Source organism: Streptomyces sp. NPDC001156 (assembly GCF_053598275.1).
On sequence record NZ_JBSFJX010000020.1, the window covers coordinates 75,277 to 98,281 of the forward strand.

Consider the following 23,005-nt stretch of genomic DNA (forward strand, 5'->3'; position numbering starts at 1 on the left):
CGGGCCCCGGTCGCAGTCTTCCCCGTGGTCAACCGAGGCGCCCAGGGATCACCCGGTACAGTCCGGGCGCCCCATGGAGCCCCCGCGCTCGCATCACCCTGATAGGTGAATCCCCCGGCCCCCGCGGCGCACCTCGGGATTCCTTGCGAGCGCGGCCCCTTGCCTCGTACAAGATCCCCACCGAGAAGTTACCGACCGGTATCCGCCGGTCCCGCGAAACGGGGATCCACATGAACAAGGTCATGACCAGGAACAGCGCGATGACCAAGGTCAAGCGGCACCCGGGCGGCCGCCCGCCGGTGCGCCACGACACCCGCCGCCCCGGCAGCACACCCCGCGATACGGCACCGCGCCCGGGGACGTCCCGCGCCACACCACCCGTCGCGCCGGGGCCGGCCGGTCCGGTTGCCCAGCCCCGCCCGACCGATGTCTTCGCCGACCGTCTGGTGTCCGTGCTGAGCGGTCAGCGCCCCGTGCACAGCATGCTCCGCCATACCGTCGGCCGCGCCTACGACGAGCTGGCCTGGCTCGCCGAACGCGGCGCACTGCGCACGCGCGGCACCCGCCCCGTCGTCCGTGACATCGGGTACTACGTACCGCGCCCCGGCGCCATCGAGGCCTTCGCCCGTATCGGCGCGGGCGACCAGCTCCGCGCGATGGCGTTCCGCCTGGAGTGCGGGACGGACCACCGCTGGCGCTGCACGGCGGTGGAACTGGGCGGACCCCGGAGGCCGGGCAGGGACGACGACTGACCCGGACGACACGAGGGGCCGGGCACCCTCCGGTGCCCGGCCCCTCGTCACGGCTGTGCCGACCGCAGCGTCGTCACTTCTTGCGGCGCCGCCCGGTCTTGGCCTGCTTGCGGCGCTCAGCGCGCGTGAGGCCGTCCGCCTCCGAGCGCACCGGCTCGTCGTCGCCGGCGAAGTCGCCTTCGATGATGCCGCCCTCACCGTCCACGGTGGGCGCCGAGAAGTGCAGCCGCTCGCGACGCTGCGGCGCCTCGAGGCCCTTCGCACGGATCTCCGGGCGAGCCGCCTGCGCCGCCACGGCCTCTTCCTTCTCCAGGGAGGGCTTGGCGTCCTCGACGGGGACCTCCTCGACCTGCTGCTCGACCTGGACCTCCAGGTTGAACAGGTAGCCGACGGACTCCTCCTTGATGCCCTCCATCATCGCGGTGAACATGTCGAAGCCCTCGCGCTGGTACTCGACCAGCGGGTCCTTCTGCGCCATCGCGCGCAGGCCGATGCCCTCCTGGAGGTAGTCCATCTCGTAGAGGTGCTCACGCCACTTGCGGTCCAGGACCGACAGCACGACCCGGCGCTCCAGCTCACGCATGATCTCGGAACCGAGCTGCGCCTCACGCTCCTGGTACTGCTCGTAGACGTCGTCCTTGATGGACTCGGCGATGAACTCGGCGGTCAGCCCGGCACGGTCGCCGGTCGCGTCCTCCAGCTCCTCGATGGTGACCTTCACCGGGTAGAGCTGCTTGAAGGCGCCCCACAGCCGGTCCAGGTCCCAGTCCTCGGCGAAGCCCTCGGCGGTCTCGGCACCGACGTACGCGTCGATCGTGTCGTCCATGAAGTGCTGGATCTGCTCGTGCAGGTCCTCGCCCTCCAGCACGCGGCGCCGCTCGCCGTAGATGACCTCACGCTGCCGGTTGAGGACCTCGTCGTACTTGAGGACGTTCTTCCGGGTCTCGAAGTTCTGCTGCTCGACCTGCGACTGGGCGGACGCGATCGCGCGCGTGACCATCTTGTTCTCGATCGGCACGTCGTCCGGCACGTTCGCCATCGACATGACGCGCTCGACCATCTGCGCCTTGAACAGACGCATCAGGTCGTCGCCCAGCGAGAGGTAGAAGCGCGACTCGCCGGGGTCGCCCTGACGGCCGGAACGACCGCGCAGCTGGTTGTCGATACGGCGCGACTCGTGCCGCTCGGTGCCCAGCACGTACAGGCCGCCGAGGTCCTCGACCTCGTCCTTCTCGGCCTTGACCGCCTGCTCGGCACGCTCCAGGGCGGCGGGCAGCGCCTGCGCCCACTCCTCGATGTGCTCCTCGGGGTCGAGCCCGCGCTGGCGCAGCTCGGCCTCGGCGAGATCCTCGGGGTTGCCGCCGAGCTTGATGTCCGTACCACGGCCGGCCATGTTCGTGGCCACGGTCACGGCGCCCTTGCGGCCGGCCTGCGCGACGATCACGGCCTCGCGGTCGTGCTGCTTCGCGTTGAGCACCTCGTGCTGGATGCCGCGCTTGGCGAGCTGCTGCGAGAGGTACTCGGACTTCTCGACCGAGGTCGTGCCGACGAGGATCGGCTGGCCCTTCTCGTGCTTCTCGGCGATGTCGTCGACGACCGCCTCGAACTTGGCGACCTCGGTGCGGTAGATCAGGTCCGACTGGTCCTTGCGGATCATCGGCTTGTTGGTCGGGATCGGGACCACGCCGAGCTTGTAGATCTGGTGGAACTCGGCGGCCTCGGTCATCGCCGTACCGGTCATGCCGGAGAGCTTGCCGTAGAGGCGGAAGAAGTTCTGCAGGGTGATCGTCGCGAGCGTCTGGTTCTCGTCCTTGATGTCCACCCCTTCCTTCGCCTCGATCGCCTGGTGCATGCCCTCGTTGTAGCGGCGGCCGGCGAGGATACGGCCGGTGTGCTCGTCGACGATCATGACCTCGCCGTCGATGACGACGTAGTCCTTGTCGCGCTTGAAGAGCTCCTTGGCCTTGATGGCGTTGTTCAGGTAGCCCACCAGCGGGGTGTTCACCGACTCGTAGAGGTTGTCGATGCCCAGCCAGTCCTCGACCTTGGTGACGCCGCCCTCGTGGATGGCGACCGTGCGCTTCTTCTCGTCGACGTCGTAGTCGCCGGTCTCCTCGGTGCCCTTGAGGGGGTTGCCCGCCTCGCCCTTCTTCAGGCGCGTGACCAGCTTGGCGAAGTCGCCGTACCACTTGGTGGCCTGGTCGGCCGGGCCGGAGATGATCAGCGGCGTACGGGCCTCGTCCACGAGGATGGAGTCGACCTCGTCGACGATCGCGAAGTTGTGTCCGCGCTGGACGAGCTCGTCCTTGGACCACGCCATGTTGTCACGCAGGTAGTCGAACCCGAACTCGTTGTTCGTGCCGTACGTGATGTCGCACGCGTACTGCTCGCGGCGCTGGGCCGGCGTCATGTTGGCCAGAATGCAGCCGACGTCCAGGCCCAGGAACTTGTGGACGCGGCCCATCATCTCCGAGTCGCGCTCGGCCAGGTAGTCGTTGACCGTGACGATGTGGACGCCGTCTCCGGACAGGGCGTTCAGATACGCGGGCAGGGTGCCGACGAGCGTCTTGCCCTCACCGGTCTTCATCTCGGCGACATAGCCGAGGTGGAGCGCGGCACCGCCCATCATCTGCACGTCGTAGTGCCGCTGGCCGAGGACGCGCTTGGCGGCCTCGCGCACGGTGGCGAAGGCCTCGGGCAGCAGGTCGTCGAGGGTCTCGCCATCGGCGTACCGCTGCTTGTACTCGTCGGTGAGGGCCCGCAGCTCGGCGTCGGAGAGGTCGATGAAGTCCTCTTCGATGGAGTTGACCTGGTCCGCGATGCGGTGCAGCTTGCGCAGGATCTTGCCTTCGCCTGCACGCATGATCTTCGAGAGGACGGACACGGGGGTTTGTCTCCTTGCCGGTCGGGCCTGGGACGGTCGGTTACGTATGACAGCTTGAGCAACGGCCATCGTAAGCGAGGACCCCGCCGCACCGGGAGGTCTGCCCCCGACAGCCACTAGGACAACGGACGGGCGCCGCCGAAGGTGCCGCGTCCTTGCCACGAAAAGTAACGGGCCTGACACGCGGAAACGAGCGCCTGAGCACGACGGCGTGGCGGGCCCGGAAGGGCCGGTCGGCCCGGCCAGGAACGGCGGCGGCACCGGCCAACCCGCCCGGCGGAGAACGGTCGCGGCGCGTTCGAAGGCGACGGCCCGGCCCGACACAGTCGGCCCCCTCACGGCGAAAGCGACGCGGCCCGGGGCGAAAAATCATGGCGCCGGGGCGGGAGCCCGAGCAGAATCGGGCGATGGACCCCGTCACCCTGACCACCGCGCGCCTGGTACTGCGCACCGTGGGCCCGAAGGACACGGACGCGGTGTACGAAGCCGCCCAGGACCCCGACATCCAGCGCTGGACGACGATCCCGTCGCCGTATCTGCGCGAGCACGCGGAGGCGTTCGCCGGGCAGGTGGTGCCGGACGGGTGGGCGGACGCCTCGATGTTCACCTTCGGTGTCTTCCTGCTGCCCTCCGACGAGCTGGTGGGCATGCTCGGCCTGACGATGCGCTCGTTGGGCGTCGCCGAGATCGGTTTCTGGGCGGCGAAGGAACACCGCGGCAACGGCTACATCACGGAGGCGACGCTCGGCGCGTCGCGCTGGGCCTTCACACAGTTGTCGGTCGACCGCGTGGAGTGGCGCGCCGAGGTGGGCAACGCGGGGTCCCGTGCGGTCGCCGAGCGCGCGGGCTTCACCATTGAGGGCGTCCTGCGCTGCGCGATCAACAACAAGGGAGTGCGCCGGGACTGCTGGGTGGGCTCACTGCTGCCGTCGGACCTGGAGCTGCCGTCCACGGCGCCGTATCTGCCCGCACCTGCGCGGCCCGCGTAGGCCGGGGGCGTGGCGCACCGGGGCCGGTCTCCGTGTGCGGGGTGTCCTCCGTCGCCGGGTGGCCATCCCTGGGTGCCGGGCCGCCGTCGTCGCACGTCGCAAGGGGTCCGCACCCCGGCCGAGACCACCGGAACCCGCGTACCGCCATCGATGTCAGTGCCACGTCCTACCGTGTCACCATGCCGAGTCTTCCGCGCCCCGCCACCGAACTGACCGCCGACGAAGCCCGCCGCATCGCCCTGCGGGCCCAGGGTTTCCTCGGCGCGCCCGACCGCAGGTCCGGGGTCCGCGGCGTGCTGCGCCACCTGGGCGCGGTCCAGCTCGACACCATCTCGGTGCTCGCCCGCTCCCATGAGCTCATCCCGTACGCGCGCCTGGGCGCCATAGGGCGCAAGACGGTCGACTCGGCCTACTGGACGCCGTCGCCCGACGGCACGCCCGCGGCCGGGCCCCATGCGTTCGAGTACTGGTCCCACGCCGCCTGCATCCTGCCCATCGAGGAGTGGCCCCACTTCGCCTTCCGGCGCCGCGCCTACCGCGCCCGCCCGCACTGGAACCACGCGCTCCCGGACGGGGTCTACGACCAGGTCGTCAAGCAGCTGCGCACCGAAGGCCCGCTCACGGCCACGGACCTGGGCGGCGCGAAGAAGACCAGCGAGTGGTGGGACTGGTCAGGCACGAAGGTCGCCGTGGAGCGCGCGCTGATGTACGGGGAGGTGGTGTGCGTCGAGCGCCGGGGCTGGAAGCGGGTCTACGACCTCGCCGAGCGCGCGGTCCCCGAGGCACTCCTTCACGACGACCTGGACGACGCCGAGTGCCTGCGCCGTCTGGTGCGCCTGGCAGGCCAGTCGCTCGGAGTCGGCACGCGCGCGGACATCGCGGACTACCACCGTCTCAAGGGCGAACAGGTCGACGCGGTGATCGCGGACTCGGGCCTGGTTCCGGTGACGGTCGAGGGGTGGGGCAAGGCCGCCTGGGCGGACCCGGAGGCCCTGCAGACCCCGCCGAAAGGCCGGCACCGTACGACGCTTCTGTCGCCGTTCGACTCCCTGATCTGGGAGCGGGCACGCACGGAGCGCATCTTCGGCTTCACACACCGCCTGGAGGCCTACGTCCCGAAGCCGAAGCGGGTGTACGGCTACTTCGCGATGCCGGTGCTCGCCGGTGGCCGGCTGGTCGGCCGAGTGGACCCCGCCCGCGAGGGACGCACGCTGGTCGCCAGGCAGGTGGCCCTGGACGGCGCCAAGGCGGTCCCGGCGGTGGCCCAAGCCCTGCTGGAGGCGGCGACATGGGTGGACTGCACAAACGTCCGCGTGGAACGGGTGGACGACCCGGCGCTGCGCGAGCCCCTCATGCGGGAACTGGCCCGGGCCCTGGACTGATCCCTGCCACCGCGGCGGGGCTGAGCCCCGGTCCCGCTAACGGATCTCCAGGATCTTCTCCCGCATCGCGTAGACCACGGCCTCCATCCTGGAGTGCAGCTGCAGCTTCTCCAGGATGTTGCGCACGTGGTTCTTCACGGTGTTCTCGGAGATGAACAGCTCCTTGGCGATGTCCCGGTTGTTCATTCCGGTGGCGACGAGTTTGAGGACCTCGAGCTCCCGGTCGGTGAGCCGGGGCGCCGGAACCAGCCGCCGCTCGTCGGTGCGCTGGATCATCGACTTGAACTCGGTGAGGAGTTTCGACGCCATGGAGGGGCTGATCTGCGACTGCCCGTCGGCGACCGCGCGAATGGCCGTGGCCACCTCGTCCGTGGAAATCTCCTTGAGGAGATAACCGGTCGCACCGGCCTTGATCGCGTCGTAGAGATCGGCCTCTTCATCGCTGATGGTCAGCATGATGATCTTCGCGCTGGGTGCCACCTCCTTGATGGAGGTGCACGCCTCGATCCCGCCGCGCTTGGGCATCCGTACGTCCATCAACACGATGTCGGGCAGCAGATCGGCCGCCTTGTCGACCGCCTCCGCGCCGTCCCCCGCCTCGCCGACGACCTGGATGTCCTCCTCGGCCGCAAGCACGATCTCCAGACCACGACGGAAGAGGGCGTGGTCGTCCACGACGAGGACTCGGATCGGCTCCTTGCGTGGCGAGCCCACGTCCGGGCCCATGACGGTGGCGCCGTCGTCGGCGTCCTCGTCACGCATCGGTCCGAAGCTGTCCGCCATCGTTCCTCCCCCTGAAGGCTGCGGCTGGGGTCGTGTGCCATCGCCAACCCAAGGTAACGGCCCATCGGTTGAGCCGTTGCGGCCATGATTCCATGCCCGGGTGGCGGTCAGGCGACAGAGCGCGGCGTGAAGAGGTCGCACACCGGTGCCCCTGGGGACGCACGAGCTCACCAGGGGCACCGGGTCACAGCACTCATCCAGCGGGATCAGCCGCCGAGCGCTCCTGCCGCGTCGACCGTCTACGCCTGAGCCACCATCTGGTCCGTACTGAGGTGGATGACGCCGTAGTCGTACGCGTGCCGTCGGTAGACAACGCTCGGTTGCTTGGTTTCGGAGTCGACGAACAGGTAGAAGTCATGCCCGACCAACTCCATTTCGTAGAGCGCCTGGTCGAGCGACATCGGGGACGCGACGTGGGTCTTCTCGCGTACTACGAGGGGGCCTTCGCCCTGCACCTCGAGTGATCCCACCTTCTTGGCCGCTACGCCGCCTGCCTCATCCTGCGGTACGACGCCGTTGCCGTTGAGTGTCGCGGCACCCGGGACGTGGTCGGGCACCTCGGCTGCCGTCAGCCGGGCCACCCCGCGACGTGTGTGTCGCTTGTCGTGCTGCTTGCGCAGCCGAGCCTCGAGCTTCTCCGCCGCCAGGTCGAGCGCCGCATACGGATCGCTGGCCGCTGCCTCCGCCCGGATCACCGGACCGCGGGAGTAAAGCGTGATCTCCACTCGGTCGCTGCGGTCGGCCTGTCGGGGGTTGGGCTCCTTGGACACCTCGACATCGAGGCTGATCACCTTGGCATCCAGCTTCTGGATCTTGTCCAGCTTCAGCTTGTCGGCCACGTGCTTCCGGAACCGCTCGGGCACCTCGGTCTTGCGGCCTTTGACGACGATGTCCACGCAGAACTCCGTTCCCGGATCGCTCCGCATCGCTGGCGGAGCATCTCCCTTGTGCACCAGGCCCCGGTGACCACCGGAGCCACGGACTCGGTGACTTCCACCTCCTCCTCCCCCGGGGGCGAGATCCCCACCCCGACCACTACGGGTGATTCAGAAAACCCGCAGATCGGCATTCGGATAAGCGAGGGATGGCCTGCGCCTTTCCCTCCACAACCGAACATATCTCGCCCGGACGGATGTCGTCACCCTCTACTACGGCGTACCTCCGTTCAGGTGAATTGACCTCCCCATTACCTGCAACGACGCAAGTTCTGAGTCAGTTCCGGTTTGTTTCGAAAGCTTCCGGCGACGCAGCGACCACCGCCGCTCGGATCCGGTCTCCGAGGCCGTTCCCAGCGGTCATTTCCCGTGGTGCTCGCATCCAGTACGTCGTTGCCGTCCTCTGTTCTGCTCTCTGTTCCCCCGTTGCTTCCCCTGTCCCACGGACATACACATCCGTGTCCGCCGTCCGTGCAACGGCGAGCGCATCCCGGACCGCGCGCGCCGCCTCCGCCAGCGACGCGCCCGTGGTCATCAGATCGTCGACGAGCACGACAGGCGCGTCTGCCAACAGCCTCCCGCCTCCGCCGGCCACCTCCAGCGCGCCCGCGAGATTGGCAAGCCGCTGCCGGGAATTGAGCTCCGACTGGTCGGCCACGGCCCGTCGCTGCCGCAGCACGGCCGCCACCCGCGCCGCCGTCCCGCACCGGCGCAGCTCGCCCGCCGCAGCGAGCGCGATCCGCCGCGTGGGGTCGTGCCCCCTCGCCCGCACCGCCCGCCGCGACGAAGGCACGGGCACGAGCAGCACGGGTCCCCGACCGCCACTGTTGCCTGAAGCCCCCGATCTGCCGTCGGCCCGCCCTGCCCCGCGACCCGCGCCGCCCGGCACGGCGCCCGCATCGACCGCTGCCCGCCCGGCCTCGGGGCCGATCGCGACGAGACCCGCCCGGACGGCCCCGGCCAGCGCCGTCCCGAGCGGTCCCGCGAGCGTGAGGACCCCCCGCTCCTTGTGCGCCAGGAGCGCGGCGCGCACGGCGCCCTCATACGCGGCCGTCGCGTGCACCACGGGCAGCCCCACCGGTTCCGGCGCCGGTCGCACCCGGCGCGGTGCGCCGCCGTGGAGAGCCGCGCGGCACTCGGGACAGAGCACCGTGCGCAGCCTGCCACAGCCGCCGCACTCGGCCGGCAGCACCAGGTCGGTGAGGTCCTGCCACCTCCTCCGCATGACCCCACTGTGCCAACGCCCACGAGGACCTGCCAGGCCTGTGGATAACTCCCGGCTTTCTCTGTGGATAACCGTCCGATGGCCGTGGATAACCGCCGAACGGACGGATGGCACGGGCGCGGATACGGCCGAGCCCGGACGCACGGCTGAGCTCACGCGCACGGCTCACCCGGCATGCACGGCTCACCCGGGATAGACGGGTGCCGTCCCTTCCTTGACCACCTTCTGCCACTGCTCCCCGGCCGACAGGCGCACGATCCCGTCCACCGAGTACGCCACCAGCGGCAGATGCTCGTCCTCGGACGCCGCGATCTGCGTGACGCCCGTGAGCGAGGGCGGCGGAGTGCCCGTGGGCGTGGAGCCGTCCACCTGCACATAGCGCAGCTGCTGCACCCCGCCGGACTCGCGACCGACCACCACGAGCTTGCTGTCACCGGCCCACGACATGGCCGTGACCTCTTCTAGTTGCGGAGTCACGGAGTGCAGTTCGAGAGCCGACACGCTGAGCCGCCCGCCGGACCCCGTGTCCCGCTCCACTCGTCCGATCTGCAGGGACGTCTTACCGTCCTTCTCCACGATCAGAGCGATCCGCGCACCGTCGGAGGCCACACGCACCGCGTCGATGCGCCCGTCCAGATCCGGCACGCTCACCTCGACCGGCCGGCCCGCGCCCTTCTCCAGCAGCACCAGCCGGGCGTTCTTCGGGTTGCGGTCGGCCACCCACAGGTCGCCCGCGCCGTCCCAGCTCGGCGTCGTCAGCCGGTCGCCCGGCGACGCGCCCTCACTGGACAGCACGGGGTCGCCGAGTGAGGCGCCCGACACCAGCGAGCCCACATACAGATACCGCCCGTCTGCGGAGACGCCGGCGGCGGTGTCCTCGTCCCGTGAGACGGCGGCCGAACGGAACTTCTTGTCTCCCTGGCCCAGCGCACCCGGAACCGGTTCGGGCTCCTTGGAGGTGCTTTCGCTGCGCAGGCGGACGAGCCGCTCCTTGCTGTCGATGAAGTAGTCGTACTCGGACCGCTTGGCCGTGCCGTGCGAGGCGATGATCTCGGCGTGGTTCTCGTCCAGCTCGCACAACCGCCTGCCGTTCGAGCGCTCGAGCTCGACCTGGTCCACACCCGTGGGCGTCAGATCCTGAAGCGTGAACAGCATCTGCGCCGCCATCCTGGTGCACTGCGTCTGCCCGACCCGGTCCGCCTTGTCGTTGAGCGGCACCGTCAGCTTGTTCTGGTCGTCGGGCGACAGGGAGGTGACCCCCCTCCTGAGCGCCGTACCCGACGGGAAACTCGACGCCGCGACGGGGTCGAGCCAGCGTGTAGGGCCCTTCAGCAGAGAGCGGACCGTCGAGGTCACGGGGTCCACCTTGCTGCGTACGTACACCGGGTCCGCGACCGTGCTCAGCTGGCCGCTCGGGGAGGCGGGCGCGTTCGAGGCGTAGTAGTACTTGTTGACCGACACGTAATTGCGCTGGAAGTCGGACTTGCCCATCACGACGCCCTGCGGCAACGAGTCGATGCGCCACTGATTGGTCTTCTTCTCCTGCGTCAGGTGCACCGTCCTGCTGTACGAGCCCGAGTCCGGCGCATACGCGTGCTCCGAGTCCACCACGGCGAGCCGGCTGCCGGTCAGCGTGTACGCGTAGTCGTCGCCCGCCTCCCGGCTCCTGGCCTGGTCGGCCTCGGCATTCGGCCCGTCGGACAGCACCGTGGTGGAGTCATCCGGGTCCCAGTGGCGCCGCGCGCTGTCCGTCAGGTACTTCCGCGCCGTCTCGTACCGCGGGTCGTCGCTGGTCAGCGCCTCCAGGAAGCCCCGCACGATCTCGTCGGGCCCCGCGTCCTCGCGCGGCGGCACCGCGAAGACCCGGACCTGGGTGTCCTGCCGGGGCGTCGACTCGACCCCACTGAGACCTCCGCTGTCCGGCATGGAGGCGCACCCGCTCAGCAGTACGGCCCCACAGCCGACATACACCCCCAGGTGCAGCGCACGCCGTCGGCCGCCCCCCTCAGCGCCCACCCGATGCCTCCCCTTGCTCACGCTCGTCGGGCCTGCCGACGCCGTGCGCCGGTTCCTGTGTGCTCTCGTCCTGGCGCCTCAGGGTCCCGGTGGACCGCGGCACCACACGCGCGCCGCTGCCGGGCAGCGCCGTCGGGTCAGCGGCAGGTGCCACCGTGGCCATCCGCGCCGCTATCGGGTCGCGGGAGGACGCCCTCTCCTCCGTGGCCTGCCGGGGCACCGTGGCCAGCCTGCTGGACCCGCCCTGGGGCAGACCGGCGTCGCTGAGCCCGCGATTGCGCCGGGAGTCCATGGGCTCCAGCGGTATCGGGGAACCCCTCAGCGGTTCGTCCGCGGTCCGCGGCAGCGTCAGCCGGAACTGCGAACCCCCGCCCGGCTCACCCCATGCCTGCAGCCAGCCGCCGTGCAGCCGTGCGTCCTCCAGGGCGATCGAGAGCCCGAGGCCCGTACCGCCGGTCGTACGCGCGCGTGCCGGGTCCGCCCGCCAGAAGCGGCTGAACACACGGGTGGCCTCCCCCGGCTTGAGACCCACACCGTAGTCACGCACCGCGATCGCCACCGCGCCGCCGGCCGCGGCGAGCTTGACGGTGACGTCCTTGCCCTCGCCGTGCTCGACCGCGTTGACCACGAGGTTGCGCAGCACACGCTCGACGCGCCGGGCATCCGCCTCGGCCACGACGGGCTGCTGGTCGCCCACGACACGGATCTGGGTGCCCTTGCGCTCCGCGAGCGGCGCGGCGCCGCTCACCACCCGTCGCACGACCTCGCGGAGATCGATCGGCTCGGCCTCCAGCGCGGCCGCGCCGGCGTCGAAGCGGCTGATCTCCAGCAGGTCCGCGAGCAGCGACTCGAACCGGTCCAGCTGGTCGGCGAGCAGCTCGGCGGACCGGGCGGTCACCGGATCGAAGTCGACACGCGCCTCGTGGATGACGTCGGCCGCCATCCGCACGGTCGTCAGCGGCGTACGCAGCTCGTGCGACACGTCGGACACGAACCGCCGCTGCATCCGCGAGAGGTCCTCCAGTTGCTGGATCTTCATCTGGAGGTTCTGGGCCATCTTGTTGAAGGCCTCGCCGAGCCGCGCGATGTCGTCCTCGCCGGTCACCTTCATACGTTCCTGCAGACGCCCGGCGGACAGCCGTTCGGCGATGCCCGCGGCCATCCGTACGGGTGTGACGACCTGACGCACCACGAGCCAGGCGATCGCCCCGAGGAGGACCACCACGAAGAGCCCGGCGGTCGCGAGCGTCCCCTTGACCAGGCTGAGCGACTTCTCCTCCTGTGTGAGCGGGAAGAGGTAGTACAGCTGGTACGGGTGTCCGTTCGGGTCGTTGATCTGCTTGCCGATGATGAGCGCCGGCTGCGTGTCGCGTCCGCTGTCGGTGTAGGTGATCCGGGTATAGCTCTGGGCCACACCCATACCCGCGCCGACGCGCGTGCGCAGGTCCTCCGGGACGCTCTGGCTCGGGTCCACCCCGCCCGAAGCGCGCGGTCCGAGTCCGCGGTTGTCGTTGTCAGCGACGGCCGTACTGAGCGTGACCACGTCGAACGCGCCCTGACCGCCGCTGGAGAGCGACTCCACGAGGTCGCCCATCCACCCGCTGACGTTCTGCACGGGGTCGTTGCCGTCGGCGCCCGGGTTGTCGTCACCGCCGCTCGCGCTGGCCGCGCTGTCCGCCTTCTGCCCGGCGACCGTGAAACCGCCCACGGCCTGGCTCTGCGACGCCTTCACCTTGGCGTCCAGCAGGCCGTTGCGCACCTGACCGATGACGACGAAGCCGAGCAGCAGCACCACGCCGAGCGACATCAGCAGCGTCGTGACGACGATCTTCAGCTGGATGTTGCGTCGCCACAGCCGCATCACGGGCAGCAGTGGACGGCGCACCCAGCGCATGACGAGCCGAAGGACCGGGCTGCCCTGGACTCCGCCCTGGAGCAGCCCGCCCTCGAAGAAACTTTCCCATCCGGAGCCCTGCCGACCGACAGGCCGCCCCGTACGGGCGCCCGGCCGACCGGGCGCCGAAGCGGCACTGTCCCGCGACATGTCAGCTGGGTCCGGCCTTGTAACCGACACCACGTACGGTCACCACGATCTCCGGCCGCTCCGGGTCCTTCTCGACCTTGGAACGCAGCCTCTGGACGTGAACATTGACGAGTCGGGTGTCCGCCGCGTGGCGGTAGCCCCACACCTGCTCGAGCAGGACCTCGCGGGTGAACACCTGCCACGGCTTGCGCGCCAGTGCCACCAGCAGGTCGAACTCCAGCGGCGTGAGCGCGATCGACTGCCCGTCCCGCTTCACCGAGTGACCTGCCACGTCGATGACGAGGTCGCCGATGGCGAGCTGCTCGGGCGCCGGCTCCTCCGACCTCCGCAGCCGCGCCCGGATGCGGGCCACCAGCTCCTTCGGCTTGAACGGCTTCACGATGTAGTCGTCCGCGCCCGACTCCAGACCGACCACCACGTCCACGGTGTCGCTCTTGGCGGTGAGCATCACGATCGGCACACCGGACTCGGCCCTGATCAGACGGCACACCTCGATGCCGTCCCGCCCGGGCAGCATCAGGTCGAGGAGCACCAGGTCGGGCTTGGTGTCACGGAAGGCGGCCAGCGCCTTGTCTCCGTCGGCTACGAAAGACGGCTCAAAACCTTCGCCACGCAGCACGATGCCGAGCATCTCGGCCAGTGCGGTGTCGTCGTCGACGACAAGGACTCGTCCCTTCATAAACGACATCATCCCATTCTCGTAACGGTGACCATGGCGCTGGTGAACAAGGTCACTGGCCTGTGACGATAGTCGTATGTGACCGTCACTGTCTGCCCTCGTCCGCGGACCTTGATGTCGGGAACGGATACCGGCTCCGAGGCGGGCAGCCTCGTCCCCGCCATCGTCACTCAACGCAGCCAGTCAGACACATCCTTTACCGAGACTCCTTCGAAGGGACTGCCCGGCGGCTCTCTCGACTCTGGACGGTGTCATCAGCGGTCTCAACGCGGCGATGGCCACGGCGCTGGGCAGGCCGGCGGAGCAGTGCCTGGGACGTGGCTTCGGTGATCTGTGGCCCGCAAACCACCGGATCTCGGCGGAGAGTCTCGTGGTGGCCGCCGCCGGGACGAAGACGGTCGCGATGGGGGTGCTGGAGTCCCCCGGACGGGGCGGAGCACCCGTTGCCTGCTTGATCGAGGCGCGGCAAGTGAGCCGCGTCGCTCGAAGTCATAGGCGGATGACGACCAGGGCTATGTCGTCGCTGGCGCCGTTCGCGACGCCGAGGCGGGCCAGCAGCGTGTCGGCCAGCTGGTCAGGGGCAAGGGTGGAGTCCTGAGCCAGGGCGTTGGTCAGGTGGGCCAGGCCGGTGTAGATGTCCTCGTCGCGGCGCTCGATGAGCCCGTCGGTGTAGAGCACGAGCGTGTCACCCCGGGTGTAGGTCATGCTGGCCTGGGGGCGGGGGACATGATGCGGGCGGGCGCCGAGGGGCGGATCGGTGGCCTGGTCCAGCAGTTCACAGGTCCCGTCGCGGTGGAGCAGGACGGGCGGTGGGTGCCCGGCGTTGCTGTAGATGATCAGTCTGGTGCGGGGGTCGATGAGTACCTTGACTGCGGTTGCGGCCGTCGCGCCCTCAATGGAGCGGGCGTACAGACCGAGGATTTCCAGGGCCTGGGCGGGGCTGGGCAGGGCCCGGATGGCTGCACTCAGGGCGCTGCGCAGCATGCCCATGACGGCCGCGGCGTGCAGGCCATGGCCGACGACGTCTCCGACCGCCACCGAGTAGAGGTCGGGTGGCAGGTCGACGATGTCGTACCAGTCGCCGCACACGTTGAGTGATGTGGTCGCAGGCAGATACCGTACGGCGACGTTCTCGTAGCGGAGCAGATCAGGGTCGTCGAGCATGGCTTCCTGCAACGTGACGGCGACCTGGCGCTCGCGGGCGTGGGCTTGGCGCAACTCCTGATTCAGCCGCTGTAGCTCGCGCGCCCTCACGTAGAGCTCGGCGGCTATGCCTTTGTTGTGCTCGGTGAACTGACGTGCCCTGGGTGAGTGGACGAAGTCGGTGACGTCGTCGGCCCGTTGGACGACCCACTTCACGCTGCCGTCCGGCCCCGGAATCGGGGTGTGGACCACGGACCACCACCGCTCCTCGAACTGGCGCGGCTGGTCGGGGGCGGGTACGTCGTACCGCTGCAGCGTCAGGGTGTCCGGCTTCCCGGTGTCCAGGACCTTCAGCAACGATGCCTTTACGTATTCTTCGTCGTCCCCGGGGGCGCCGGGATTTCCTGGTAGGGCGTCGAAGAAGTACTTCTCGATGAGCTCTTCCCTGGTTCGCCCGGTGATCTGCAGACATGCCGGGTTGACGTAGCGGATCACCAGGTCCTTGTCCAGCATCAGATAGGGGCTCGGCACCGCATCACAGAAGGCTGTGAAATCGAAGAAGTCCAGTGACATGCGCGCTCTCCAGGGTCCGTGAGCGCGACCACCTCAAATGTCATTCTATGGGCGATCCAGCGTCGGGGCTCGGCGGCCTCGACCGGGGCCTGAGCTGCACGTCTGCACCTGCTCCTTCGGCTCCCGCCATCCCAGCGAGGCGTCCGAGGGAGCTCGCTGCACCGTGAGCCTGCGACTCTCCTTGAGGCCGCCGCATGCGCCCGCGGCGGCACAGGATGGCTGGACGGCGGCTTCTACGTCTGTGAGGGAGACGCCCACCCGGCGGCCGACGACCGGTGCCCTCTCCACGCCACCCGATATGGCACCGCCCTGTTGTCAGCCGCAGATATCACGGCCCCTTCGCCTGCGAATCACCGCAGGTGGAGGGGCCGTTTTCGTCGATCAGTGTGACATCAACCCATTGCCTAAATCGTTACCTGGCGTGACCTGTCGCACAGCGCGGCGAGTGCGTCGGCGGTCACAGGCGACACGACACCCTCGTCGGTGACGATCGCCGTCACCAGTGCGGGCGGCGTCACGTCGAACGCAGGGTTGTAGGCCTGGGTCCCGAGGGGCGCCACCGCGATCCCGCCGCCCGCTTCCACTCCCGTCACCGGCACCCGAGGTGCGGTGAACTCCGTCACCTCATGTCCGGGCCGCTGCTCGACCTCGATGGACGCTCCGTCCGGCGTGTCCGGATCCACCGTCGTCACCGGTGCCACCACGATGAACGGCACGTGGTGGTACCTGGCGAGCACAGCGAGCGGATAGCTCCCCACCTTGTTCGCCACGGAACCGTCGGCCGCGATCCGGTCCGCCCCGATCAGTACGGCGTCCACCTCTCCGGCCGCGAAGAGCGAGCCCGCCGCGTTGTCCGTGAGCAAGGTGTACGCCATCCCGTGGCGGGCCGCCTCGTACGCCGTCAAGCGGGCACCTTGCAGCAACGGCCGCGTCTCGTCCACCCACAGCCGACGCAGGCGTCCCACCCGGTGCGCCGCCAGCGCCACCGCGAACGCCGTGCCCTCCCCTCCGGACACCAGCGCCCCGCTGTTGCAGTGCGTGAGCACCCGGTGCCCGCCGCCCGGCAGCAGCTCGTCCAGCAGGGCCAGCCCGTGCCGCGCCATGCGTCCGCTGGCCGCGGCGTCCTCCTGGTGCAGTGCCCGCGCCGCGGCGAGCGCCGCCGCGGCAGCCTGCTCCTGGCCTTGGCCGTCGGTGAGTGCGGTCCGGTACGCGGCCCGGGCCCTGCCCACGCCGACAGCCAGGTTCACCGCGGTGGGCCGGGCGCCCGCGAGCGCCGCGGCGGCCTCGTCCACGTCGAAGCCGCGTGCGGCGGCGAGCGCCACACCATACGCGCCGGCGATCCCGAGCAGCGGTGCCCCGCGCACGGCGAGGGTGCGGATCGCGTCCACCAGCGCGGGCGCGTCCGTGCACACGAGCTCGACCTCTTCCGCGGGGAGCCTTCTCTGGTCGAGAAGCACCAGCACGGGCCCCTCGGGCGGCTCGTCCCAGCGGATCACGGATATCCCCATGGACTGCATGTCCTCGCCGGATTGCGCGTACTGATCAGCCATGCCGTCAGTCTGCCCCGTATCCGGCCGACAATTGAAGGTGCACAGCAGGCTCTCCCCCCGGTCCCTTGGCGAACGCAGCGTGGCACGATGGCAGCCAACTCGCCGCCGCGACCGCGGACGGGCACCGTGAAGGAGCGACGATGGAAGACACTCCGGGCTGGGCCTCGCCCGGATCTGCCCCGGCCGACGGGCGGCAGCCGGACGCATCCGGCGCGCGGTCGCCGGAGCAGCCCACGGGTCAGGGCGGCGCCGATCAGCCGCAGCCGCCGACCAAGTGGTCCAAGGAGCAGCCGCCGCCGGGGCAGTGGGCCGCTCCCCAGCCTCACGGGCCCGGCCAGAACCCGCCACCGCCGCAGCCCGGCCGGAGCTGGGCCTCCCACCCTCCCACCGCTCCCGGCGGCTACCCCGGCGCGGGCGCCGGATACGGCGGCTGGGGAGGACCCGACCGCGGATACGGCGGCAACGGAGCATGGGGCGGCGCCTGGGGCCCGCCCCCCGCCGCCAAGCCCGGCGTGATCCCGCTGCGCCCGCTCGGCGTCGGCGAGATCCTCGACGGCGCGGTCTCCACCATGCGCACCTACTGGCGCACGGTCCTCGGCATCGCGCTGGCCGTCTCCGTCGTCATGCAGACGGCCGTCCTTCTGCTCCAGAAATTCGTCCTGGCCGACAGCACCACCACGGACACCCTCAACGACCCGAACGCCTCCGTGCACGAGCTGAGCCGCGCGATGGCCGACACGATGGTGAGCTCCTGTGTCGTCCTGCTCGTCGTCCTGCTCGCCACGATCGTCGCCACAGGCCTGCTCGCACCCGTCACCAGCCGCGCCGTGCTCGGCAAATCGGTGACCGCTGAGCCATCGCGTCCCTCCCGCTCCCAGCTGGCGAGGCTGATCGGCCTGACGGTGCTGCTGCCGCTCATAGCGCTCGCGGCCATCGCCGTGGGCACGCTGCCCGGCATCCTCGTCGCCGTGACCGCCTCCACCGCCGGAGGCACCGCGCTGGCCGTCCTCGGCGGCCTGGTCGGGGGCGTGGCGGCCCTGTGGATCATGACCCGCTACTCGCTCGCCCCGTCCGCACTGATGCTGGAGAGGCAGAGCATCCGCAAATCGATGAGCCGCTCCGCGAAGCTGGTGCGCGGTTCGTGGTGGCGGATCTTCGGCATCCAGCTGCTCGCCCAGGTCATCGCGGCCATCGTCGCGTCGCTCGTCGTGATCCCGTTCGTCATCGTGGCCGGGGCGGTGAGCGGTGACGGCATCAGCAGCCTCGTCAACACGCCGGGCAGCGTCGGCTGGACGTTCCTCATCGTCAGCGGCATCGGCTCGGTGATCGGACGCATGGTCACCTTCCCGATCACCGCCGGCGTGACCGTGCTCCTCTACATCGACCAGCGCATCCGCCGCGAGGCCCTCGACCTCGATCTGGCCCGCGCCGCCGGTCTCCAGGTCCACGGCTCCGACACCCCCGGCACCACTCCGGGGAGCTGATGCGGTGAGCATGACGGGGGGGATACTGAAAGTCGTACCGGTGCTGTGGCGCTCGGGCGACGGACCACCGGTGACGATCCCGCGCGACCCCGCGCGGGAGGCGGCCCGGCGCGAGCTGTCCAAGCGGATGTACCACGAGAACGACCCAGGGCTGCTGCAGCGCACTTTGAACGCCTTCTGGGACTGGGTCGACCGGCTGTTCGGAGCCGCCTCGACGGCGACACCGGGCGGCTCGGTGGGCCTCCTGGTCATCGTCCTGGCGGTGCTGGCGGTCGTCGGGGCCCTGTGGTGGCGCCTCGGCACCCCGCGGCGCGCCTCCGCGGCGTCCGCCGCGCTCTTCGAGGACCGCCCCCGAAGCGCAGCCGAACACCGTGCGGCCGCCGAGGCGCACGCCGCCCAGGGCCACTGGAACCAGGCCGTCCAGGAACGCATGCGCGCGATCGTCCGCTCCCTGGAGGAACGGGCCCTGCTCGACGTACGCCCCGGCCGGACCGCCGACGAAGCAGCCTCCGAGGCCGGCCGGACCCTGCCCGACCACGCCGACCCGCTGCGCACGGCGGCCCGCGACTTCGACGACGTCACCTACGGTGGCCGGGCCGCCGGCGAAGGAACGTACCGCCGCCTGGCCGCCCTGGACGACGACTTGGAGCGCGCCAAGCCACAGCTCACCGCCAGCACCCTCGCCACGGCCCACAACGGCCGCCAGGGAGCCGCCGGATGACCACCGAGACCCTGCTCCCGTCCACCTCGGTCTCGCCCCCCGTGCGCCAGGTCTGGACCCGGGCACGCGGTGTCCTGCTCGCCGTCGTCCTCCTCCTGATCGGGGCCCTCGCGCTCGCGGTCATCCGCTCGGACACCCATCACGGCCGCCTGGACCCGCGCTCCGCCGACCCCTACGGCAGCCATGCCGTAGCCGCTCTCCTCGCCGAGCGGGGAGTCTCCACGCGCGTCGTCACCACCCTGGACGAGGCCCGCTCCGCCGTCGGTCCCGACACGACGCTGCTGATCGCCGTACCCGAACAGCTGACGCACCGTCAACAGCAGGTGGCGTACCAGGCGGTGAAGGACTCCGGCGGCAGGACGATCCTGATCGCTCCCGACACTTCGGTCGCGACCCTGGCACCCGGGGTCTCGGCCGACCCCGCGCCCAGCTTCGAGTCGGCACTCGACCCGGACTGCACGCTGCCCGTCGCCCGCAGAGCCGGAGCCGCCACCACGGGCGGCCTCCGCTACGACACGAGCATCGACCAGGCCGACACCTGCTACCCCAGCGACGGACTGCCCACTCTGGTGCGTGTCCCGGCTGTCTCCGGAGGCGGCGACACCGTCGTCCTGGGCGCGCCCGACATCCTCTACAACAACCGCCTGGCCGAGCAGGGCAACGCCTCGCTCGCCCTGCAACTTCTGGGTTCCCGTTCCCACTTGGTCTGGTACCTCCCCTCGCTCTCCGACGCCTCGGCCACCGACGCTGGCCGCAAGACCTTCCTCGACCTGCTCCCCTCGGGCTGGCTCTGGGGCACCCTGCAACTCTTCATCGCCGCAGGTCTGGCCGCGCTCTGGCGGGCACGCCGACTCGGCCCGCTCGTCGCCGAAAAACTCCCCGTCGCGATCCGCGCCTCCGAAACCGTCGAAGGCCGCGCCCGCCTCTACCGCAAGGCGGACGCCAGGGACCGCGCCGCCATCGCTCTGCGCTCCTCCACCCGCACCCGCCTCGCCCCCCTCGTAGGCATTCCCCTCGCCCAGGCGCACGCGCCCGAGGCCCTACTCCCCGCACTGTCCGCACAGATGCACGGCGAGGCACAGTCCCTGCACGCTCTCCTCTTCGGCCCGCCGCCCGGCGACGACGCGGCCCTCACTGCCCTCGCCGACCAACTCGACGCCCTCGAAAGAGAGGTACGCCGTCCATGATGGACCCGACCACTGACAACGCCGGGTACACCGAGGACGCGGGCACCGCCCGCGCCTCTCTGGAAGCCTTGCGCGCCGAGATCGCCAAGGCCGTGGTCGGCCAGGATCCCGCGGTGACCGGCCTCGTCGTCGCCCTCCTCTGCCGCGGACACGTGCTGCTGGAAGGGGTCCCCGGGGTCGCCAAGACACTGCTGGTGCGCGCACTGGCCTCCGCACTCGAACTCGACACGAAGCGCGTCCAGTTCACACCGGACCTGATGCCCAGCGACATCACCGGGTCCCTCGTCTACGACGCCCGCACAGCCGAGTTCTCCTTCCAGGCCGGCCCGGTCTTCACCAACCTGCTGCTCGCCGACGAGATCAACCGCACCCCGCCCAAGACCCAGTCCTCGCTCCTCGAAGCCATGGAGGAGCGTCAGGTCACGGTCGACGGCACCCCGCGCCCGCTCCCGGAGCCGTTCCTGGTCGCCGCGACGCAGAACCCAGTCGAGTACGAGGGCACGTATCCACTCCCGGAAGCCCAACTTGACCGGTTCCTGGTCAAACTGACGATCCCTCTACCGTCCCGCCAGGACGAGATCGACGTCCTCACCCGTCATGCCACCGGCTTCAACCCCCGCGACCTGCGCGCCGCCGGCGTACGCCCGGTGGCAAGCGCTGCCGACCTCGAGGCCGCACGCGCCGCCGTCGCCAAGACGGCGGTCTCCCCGGAGATCACCGCGTACGTCGTGGACATCTGCCGCGCCACCCGCGAATCGCCGTCCCTCTCCCTCGGCGTGTCGCCTCGCGGCGCGACGGCCCTCCTCGCCACGTCCCGGGCCTGGGCCTGGTTGACGGGTCGTGACTACGTCATCCCCGACGACGTGAAGGCGCTGGCTCTACCGACGCTGCGTCACCGCATCCAACTCCGCCCGGAGGCCGAGATGGAGGGCGTGACGGCGGACTCCGTCATCAACGCGATCCTCACCCACGTCCCCGTCCCCCGGTAATGGCACTCACCGGACGCGCCGCCCTGCTCGCGGCACTCGGCACCCTCCCGGTCGGCATCTGGGAACCCAGCTGGACGGGCATCCTCGCCGTCAACGGATCGCTCGCCCTGGCGTGCGCCTGCGACTTCGCGCTGGCGGCCCCCGTTCGGCGACTGGGTCTAAGCCGTTCCGGCGACACATCGGTACGACTCGGCGAAGCGGCCGACGTGACACTCACCATCACCAACCCCTCGGGCCGCCCCCTGCGGGCCCGGCTGCGCGACGCCTGGCCGCCCAGCAGTTGGCAACCGGGGACCGAAACGCCCGCCTCCCGCCACCATCTGACGGTCCCTCCGGGTGAGCGCCGCCGTGTGACGACCCGTCTGCGCCCCACCCGCCGCGGTGACCGGCACGCGGACCGCGTCACGATCCGCTCCTACGGCCCCCTCGGCCTCTTCGCCCGCCAGGCCGCGCACACGGTCCCCTGGACGGTACGGGTCCTGCCGCCCTTCGCCAGCCGCAAGCACCTCCCGTCCAAACTGGCCCGCCTCCGTGAACTGGACGGCCGCACCAGCGTGCTGATCCGCGGCGAAGGAACCGAGTTCGACAGCCTGCGCGAGTACGTCCCTGGGGACGACACCCGTTCCATCGACTGGCGTGCTACGGCGCGCCAGTCGACCGTCGCGGTGCGCACCTGGCGCCCTGAACGAGACCGGCACATCCTGCTGGTCCTGGACACCGGCCGCACATCGGCCGGACGAGTCGGGGACGCACCTCGTCTGGACGCCTGCATGGACGCGGCGCTCCTGCTGGCCGCCCTGGCCTCCCGGGCCGGCGACCGCGTCGACATGCTCGCCTACGACCGCCGCGTTCGCGCCTTGGTGCAGGGCCGAGCCGCCCGTGACCTGCTCCCCTCACTGGTCGATGCCATGGCGACACTGGAGCCGGAGCTGGTGGAAACGGACAGCCGCGGGCTGGCGGCCACCGCGCTCCGCACTGCGCCACGCCGTTCCTTGCTCGTCCTGCTGACCTCTCTTGACGCGGCCCCCGTCGAGGAGGGCCTTCTGCCGGTACTGTCCCGCCTCACCCAGCGGCACACGGTGCTGCTCGCATCGGTCGCCGATCCGCATGTGGCAGCCATGGCGACGGCCAGGGGAAGTGCGGATGCGGTGTACGAGGCGGCGGCCGCGGCCCAGGCCCAGGCGGAACGCACCCGCACGGCCGAACAATTGCGACGCCAGGGGGTCACCGTCGTGGACGCGACGCCGGAGGACTTGGCGCCGACGCTGGCGGACGCATATCTGGCGCTGAAGGCGGCAGGCCGGCTCTGAGGTCGACAATCCATTTCCGCTCTCAGGGGTGGGAACTGCCCCTGAAATGCAGAAAACCCCGCACCTGCGGTGCGGGGTTTTCCCAAGATTTGTTCGGCGGCGTCCTACTCTCCCACAGGGTCCCCCCTGCAGTACCATCGGCGCTGTAAGGCTTAGCTTCCGGGTTCGGAATGTAACCGGGCGTTTCCCTCACGCTATGGCCACCGAAACACTATGAAACAGACAACCCGCCCGGCACCCAGGGTGCGGGGATTGTTCGTGGTTTCAGAACCAACACAGTGGACGCGAGCAACTGAGGACAAGCCCTCGGCCTATTAGTACCGGTCACCTCCACACGTTACCGTGCTTCCAGATCCGGC

The 23,005-nt window shown here is 70.2% G+C and carries 18 protein-coding genes and 1 rRNA gene; 9 read left to right on the forward strand and 10 right to left on the reverse strand.

Annotated elements, in window-relative coordinates; genetic code table 11:
* Positions 1-230 precede the first annotated feature (230 nt).
* Positions 231-752: an Rv3235 family protein gene (locus ACWDA7_RS13550; protein ID WP_450604271.1), complete on the forward strand. Its 522-nt coding sequence runs from the start codon at positions 231-233 to the stop codon at positions 750-752.
* 73 nt (positions 753-825) lie between these two features.
* On the opposite strand, the gene secA is transcribed toward ACWDA7_RS13550, so the two are convergent.
* Positions 826-3,636 (reverse strand): preprotein translocase subunit SecA, encoded by a 2,811-nt coding sequence (secA, locus tag ACWDA7_RS13555; protein ID WP_450604272.1) that lies wholly within the window; start codon positions 3,634-3,636, stop codon positions 826-828.
* Between the two features lie 407 nt (positions 3,637-4,043).
* Here secA and ACWDA7_RS13560 point away from each other — a divergent pair, with 407 nt between their 5' ends.
* Together ACWDA7_RS13560 and ACWDA7_RS13565 are read left to right on the forward strand one after the other, a co-directional pair.
* Positions 4,044-4,625 (forward strand): GNAT family N-acetyltransferase, encoded by a 582-nt coding sequence (locus tag ACWDA7_RS13560; protein WP_450604273.1) that lies wholly within the window; start codon positions 4,044-4,046, stop codon positions 4,623-4,625.
* A gap of 179 nt (positions 4,626-4,804) precedes the next feature.
* Positions 4,805-6,007 carry a winged helix-turn-helix domain-containing protein gene (locus ACWDA7_RS13565; RefSeq protein WP_450604275.1) on the forward strand — a complete coding sequence of 401 codons (1,203 nt, stop codon included), beginning with the start codon at positions 4,805-4,807 and terminating at the stop codon, positions 6,005-6,007.
* A gap of 36 nt (positions 6,008-6,043) precedes the next feature.
* Here the strand turns inward: ACWDA7_RS13565 and ACWDA7_RS13570 are convergent, their stop codons facing one another.
* From ACWDA7_RS13570 to mtrA, 6 genes are all read right to left on the reverse strand, one after another.
* The gene (locus ACWDA7_RS13570) at positions 6,044-6,790 is read right to left on the reverse strand and encodes a response regulator transcription factor (protein ID WP_359397032.1); all 747 of its coding nucleotides are present in this window, start codon (positions 6,788-6,790) and stop codon (positions 6,044-6,046) included.
* 239 nt (positions 6,791-7,029) lie between these two features.
* Positions 7,030-7,686, reverse strand: a complete 657-nt coding sequence (gene hpf / locus ACWDA7_RS13575; protein WP_450604276.1) for a ribosome hibernation-promoting factor, HPF/YfiA family — start codon at positions 7,684-7,686, stop codon at positions 7,030-7,032.
* A gap of 316 nt (positions 7,687-8,002) precedes the next feature.
* Complete coding sequence (locus tag ACWDA7_RS13580; protein ID WP_450604277.1) at positions 8,003-8,950, reverse strand: ComF family protein; 948 nt, start codon at positions 8,948-8,950, stop codon at positions 8,003-8,005.
* Positions 8,951-9,133: 183 nt separating this feature from the next.
* Positions 9,134-10,966: an LpqB family beta-propeller domain-containing protein gene (locus ACWDA7_RS13585; protein ID WP_450604278.1), complete on the reverse strand. Its 1,833-nt coding sequence runs from the start codon at positions 10,964-10,966 to the stop codon at positions 9,134-9,136.
* A complete protein-coding gene (gene mtrB, locus ACWDA7_RS13590) occupies positions 10,956-13,010 on the reverse strand; it encodes an MtrAB system histidine kinase MtrB (protein WP_450604280.1) in 2,055 nt (684 codons plus the stop codon). Before mtrB ends, ACWDA7_RS13585 begins: the two co-directional genes overlap by 11 nt.
* A 1-nt stretch (position 13,011) precedes the next feature.
* The gene (mtrA, locus tag ACWDA7_RS13595; RefSeq protein ID WP_359397045.1) at positions 13,012-13,701 is read right to left on the reverse strand and encodes a two-component system response regulator MtrA; all 690 of its coding nucleotides are present in this window, start codon (positions 13,699-13,701) and stop codon (positions 13,012-13,014) included.
* Between the two features lie 229 nt (positions 13,702-13,930).
* Between mtrA and ACWDA7_RS13600 the strand changes: the two genes are divergently transcribed.
* The gene (locus tag ACWDA7_RS13600; protein WP_450604292.1) at positions 13,931-14,287 is read left to right on the forward strand and encodes a PAS domain-containing protein; all 357 of its coding nucleotides are present in this window, start codon (positions 13,931-13,933) and stop codon (positions 14,285-14,287) included.
* Here ACWDA7_RS13600 and ACWDA7_RS13605 read toward each other — a convergent pair.
* Positions 14,179-15,405 (reverse strand): SpoIIE family protein phosphatase, encoded by a 1,227-nt coding sequence (locus ACWDA7_RS13605; RefSeq protein WP_450604281.1) that lies wholly within the window; start codon positions 15,403-15,405, stop codon positions 14,179-14,181. The genes ACWDA7_RS13600 and ACWDA7_RS13605 overlap by 109 nt on opposite strands.
* Positions 15,406-15,809: 404 nt before the next feature.
* The gene (gene mtnA, locus ACWDA7_RS13610; RefSeq protein WP_450604283.1) at positions 15,810-16,955 is read right to left on the reverse strand and encodes an S-methyl-5-thioribose-1-phosphate isomerase; all 1,146 of its coding nucleotides are present in this window, start codon (positions 16,953-16,955) and stop codon (positions 15,810-15,812) included.
* A gap of 140 nt (positions 16,956-17,095) precedes the next feature.
* Between mtnA and ACWDA7_RS13615 the strand changes: the two genes are divergently transcribed.
* From ACWDA7_RS13615 to ACWDA7_RS13635, 5 genes are read left to right on the forward strand one after another with little or no spacing between them, the layout of a single operon-like run.
* On the forward strand, positions 17,096-18,439 hold the full coding sequence (locus ACWDA7_RS13615) for a hypothetical protein (protein ID WP_450604284.1): 1,344 nt from the start codon (positions 17,096-17,098) through the stop codon (positions 18,437-18,439).
* Positions 18,440-18,449: 10 nt separating this feature from the next.
* Positions 18,450-19,160: a DUF4129 domain-containing protein gene (locus ACWDA7_RS13620; protein WP_450604293.1), complete on the forward strand. Its 711-nt coding sequence runs from the start codon at positions 18,450-18,452 to the stop codon at positions 19,158-19,160.
* Positions 19,157-20,347, forward strand: coding sequence for a DUF4350 domain-containing protein (locus tag ACWDA7_RS13625; protein ID WP_450604285.1), 1,191 nt, complete (start codon positions 19,157-19,159; stop codon positions 20,345-20,347). Before ACWDA7_RS13620 ends, ACWDA7_RS13625 begins: the two co-directional genes overlap by 4 nt.
* The gene (locus ACWDA7_RS13630; protein ID WP_450604294.1) at positions 20,347-21,336 is read left to right on the forward strand and encodes an AAA family ATPase; all 990 of its coding nucleotides are present in this window, start codon (positions 20,347-20,349) and stop codon (positions 21,334-21,336) included. The genes ACWDA7_RS13625 and ACWDA7_RS13630 overlap by 1 nt, the downstream gene beginning before the upstream one ends.
* A complete protein-coding gene (locus ACWDA7_RS13635) occupies positions 21,336-22,646 on the forward strand; it encodes a DUF58 domain-containing protein (protein ID WP_450604287.1) in 1,311 nt (436 codons plus the stop codon). The genes ACWDA7_RS13630 and ACWDA7_RS13635 overlap by 1 nt, the downstream gene beginning before the upstream one ends.
* Positions 22,647-22,737: 91 nt before the next feature.
* Here the strand turns inward: ACWDA7_RS13635 and rrf are convergent.
* Positions 22,738-22,854: ribosomal RNA gene (gene rrf, locus ACWDA7_RS13640) — 5S ribosomal RNA — on the reverse strand.
* Positions 22,855-23,005 lie beyond the last annotated feature (151 nt).

Coding starts and splice junctions, on each gene's coding strand:
- ACWDA7_RS13550 (WP_450604271.1), top strand. CDS start 231: ATGAACAAGGTCATGACCAGGAACAGCGCGATGACCAAGGTCAAGCGG.
- ACWDA7_RS13560 (WP_450604273.1), top strand. CDS start 4,044: ATGGACCCCGTCACCCTGACCACCGCGCGCCTGGTACTGCGCACCGTG.
- ACWDA7_RS13565 (WP_450604275.1), top strand. CDS start 4,805: ATGCCGAGTCTTCCGCGCCCCGCCACCGAACTGACCGCCGACGAAGCC.
- ACWDA7_RS13570 (WP_359397032.1), bottom strand. CDS start 6,790: ATGGCGGACAGCTTCGGACCGATGCGTGACGAGGACGCCGACGACGGC.
- ACWDA7_RS13580 (WP_450604277.1), bottom strand. CDS start 8,950: ATGCGGAGGAGGTGGCAGGACCTCACCGACCTGGTGCTGCCGGCCGAG.
- mtrB (WP_450604280.1), bottom strand. CDS start 13,010: ATGTCGCGGGACAGTGCCGCTTCGGCGCCCGGTCGGCCGGGCGCCCGT.
- mtrA (WP_359397045.1), bottom strand. CDS start 13,701: ATGATGTCGTTTATGAAGGGACGAGTCCTTGTCGTCGACGACGACACC.
- ACWDA7_RS13605 (WP_450604281.1), bottom strand. CDS start 15,405: ATGTCACTGGACTTCTTCGATTTCACAGCCTTCTGTGATGCGGTGCCG.
- mtnA (WP_450604283.1), bottom strand. CDS start 16,955: ATGGCTGATCAGTACGCGCAATCCGGCGAGGACATGCAGTCCATGGGG.
- ACWDA7_RS13615 (WP_450604284.1), top strand. CDS start 17,096: ATGGAAGACACTCCGGGCTGGGCCTCGCCCGGATCTGCCCCGGCCGAC.
- ACWDA7_RS13620 (WP_450604293.1), top strand. CDS start 18,450: ATGACGGGGGGGATACTGAAAGTCGTACCGGTGCTGTGGCGCTCGGGC.
- ACWDA7_RS13625 (WP_450604285.1), top strand. CDS start 19,157: ATGACCACCGAGACCCTGCTCCCGTCCACCTCGGTCTCGCCCCCCGTG.
- ACWDA7_RS13630 (WP_450604294.1), top strand. CDS start 20,347: ATGGACCCGACCACTGACAACGCCGGGTACACCGAGGACGCGGGCACC.
- ACWDA7_RS13635 (WP_450604287.1), top strand. CDS start 21,336: ATGGCACTCACCGGACGCGCCGCCCTGCTCGCGGCACTCGGCACCCTC.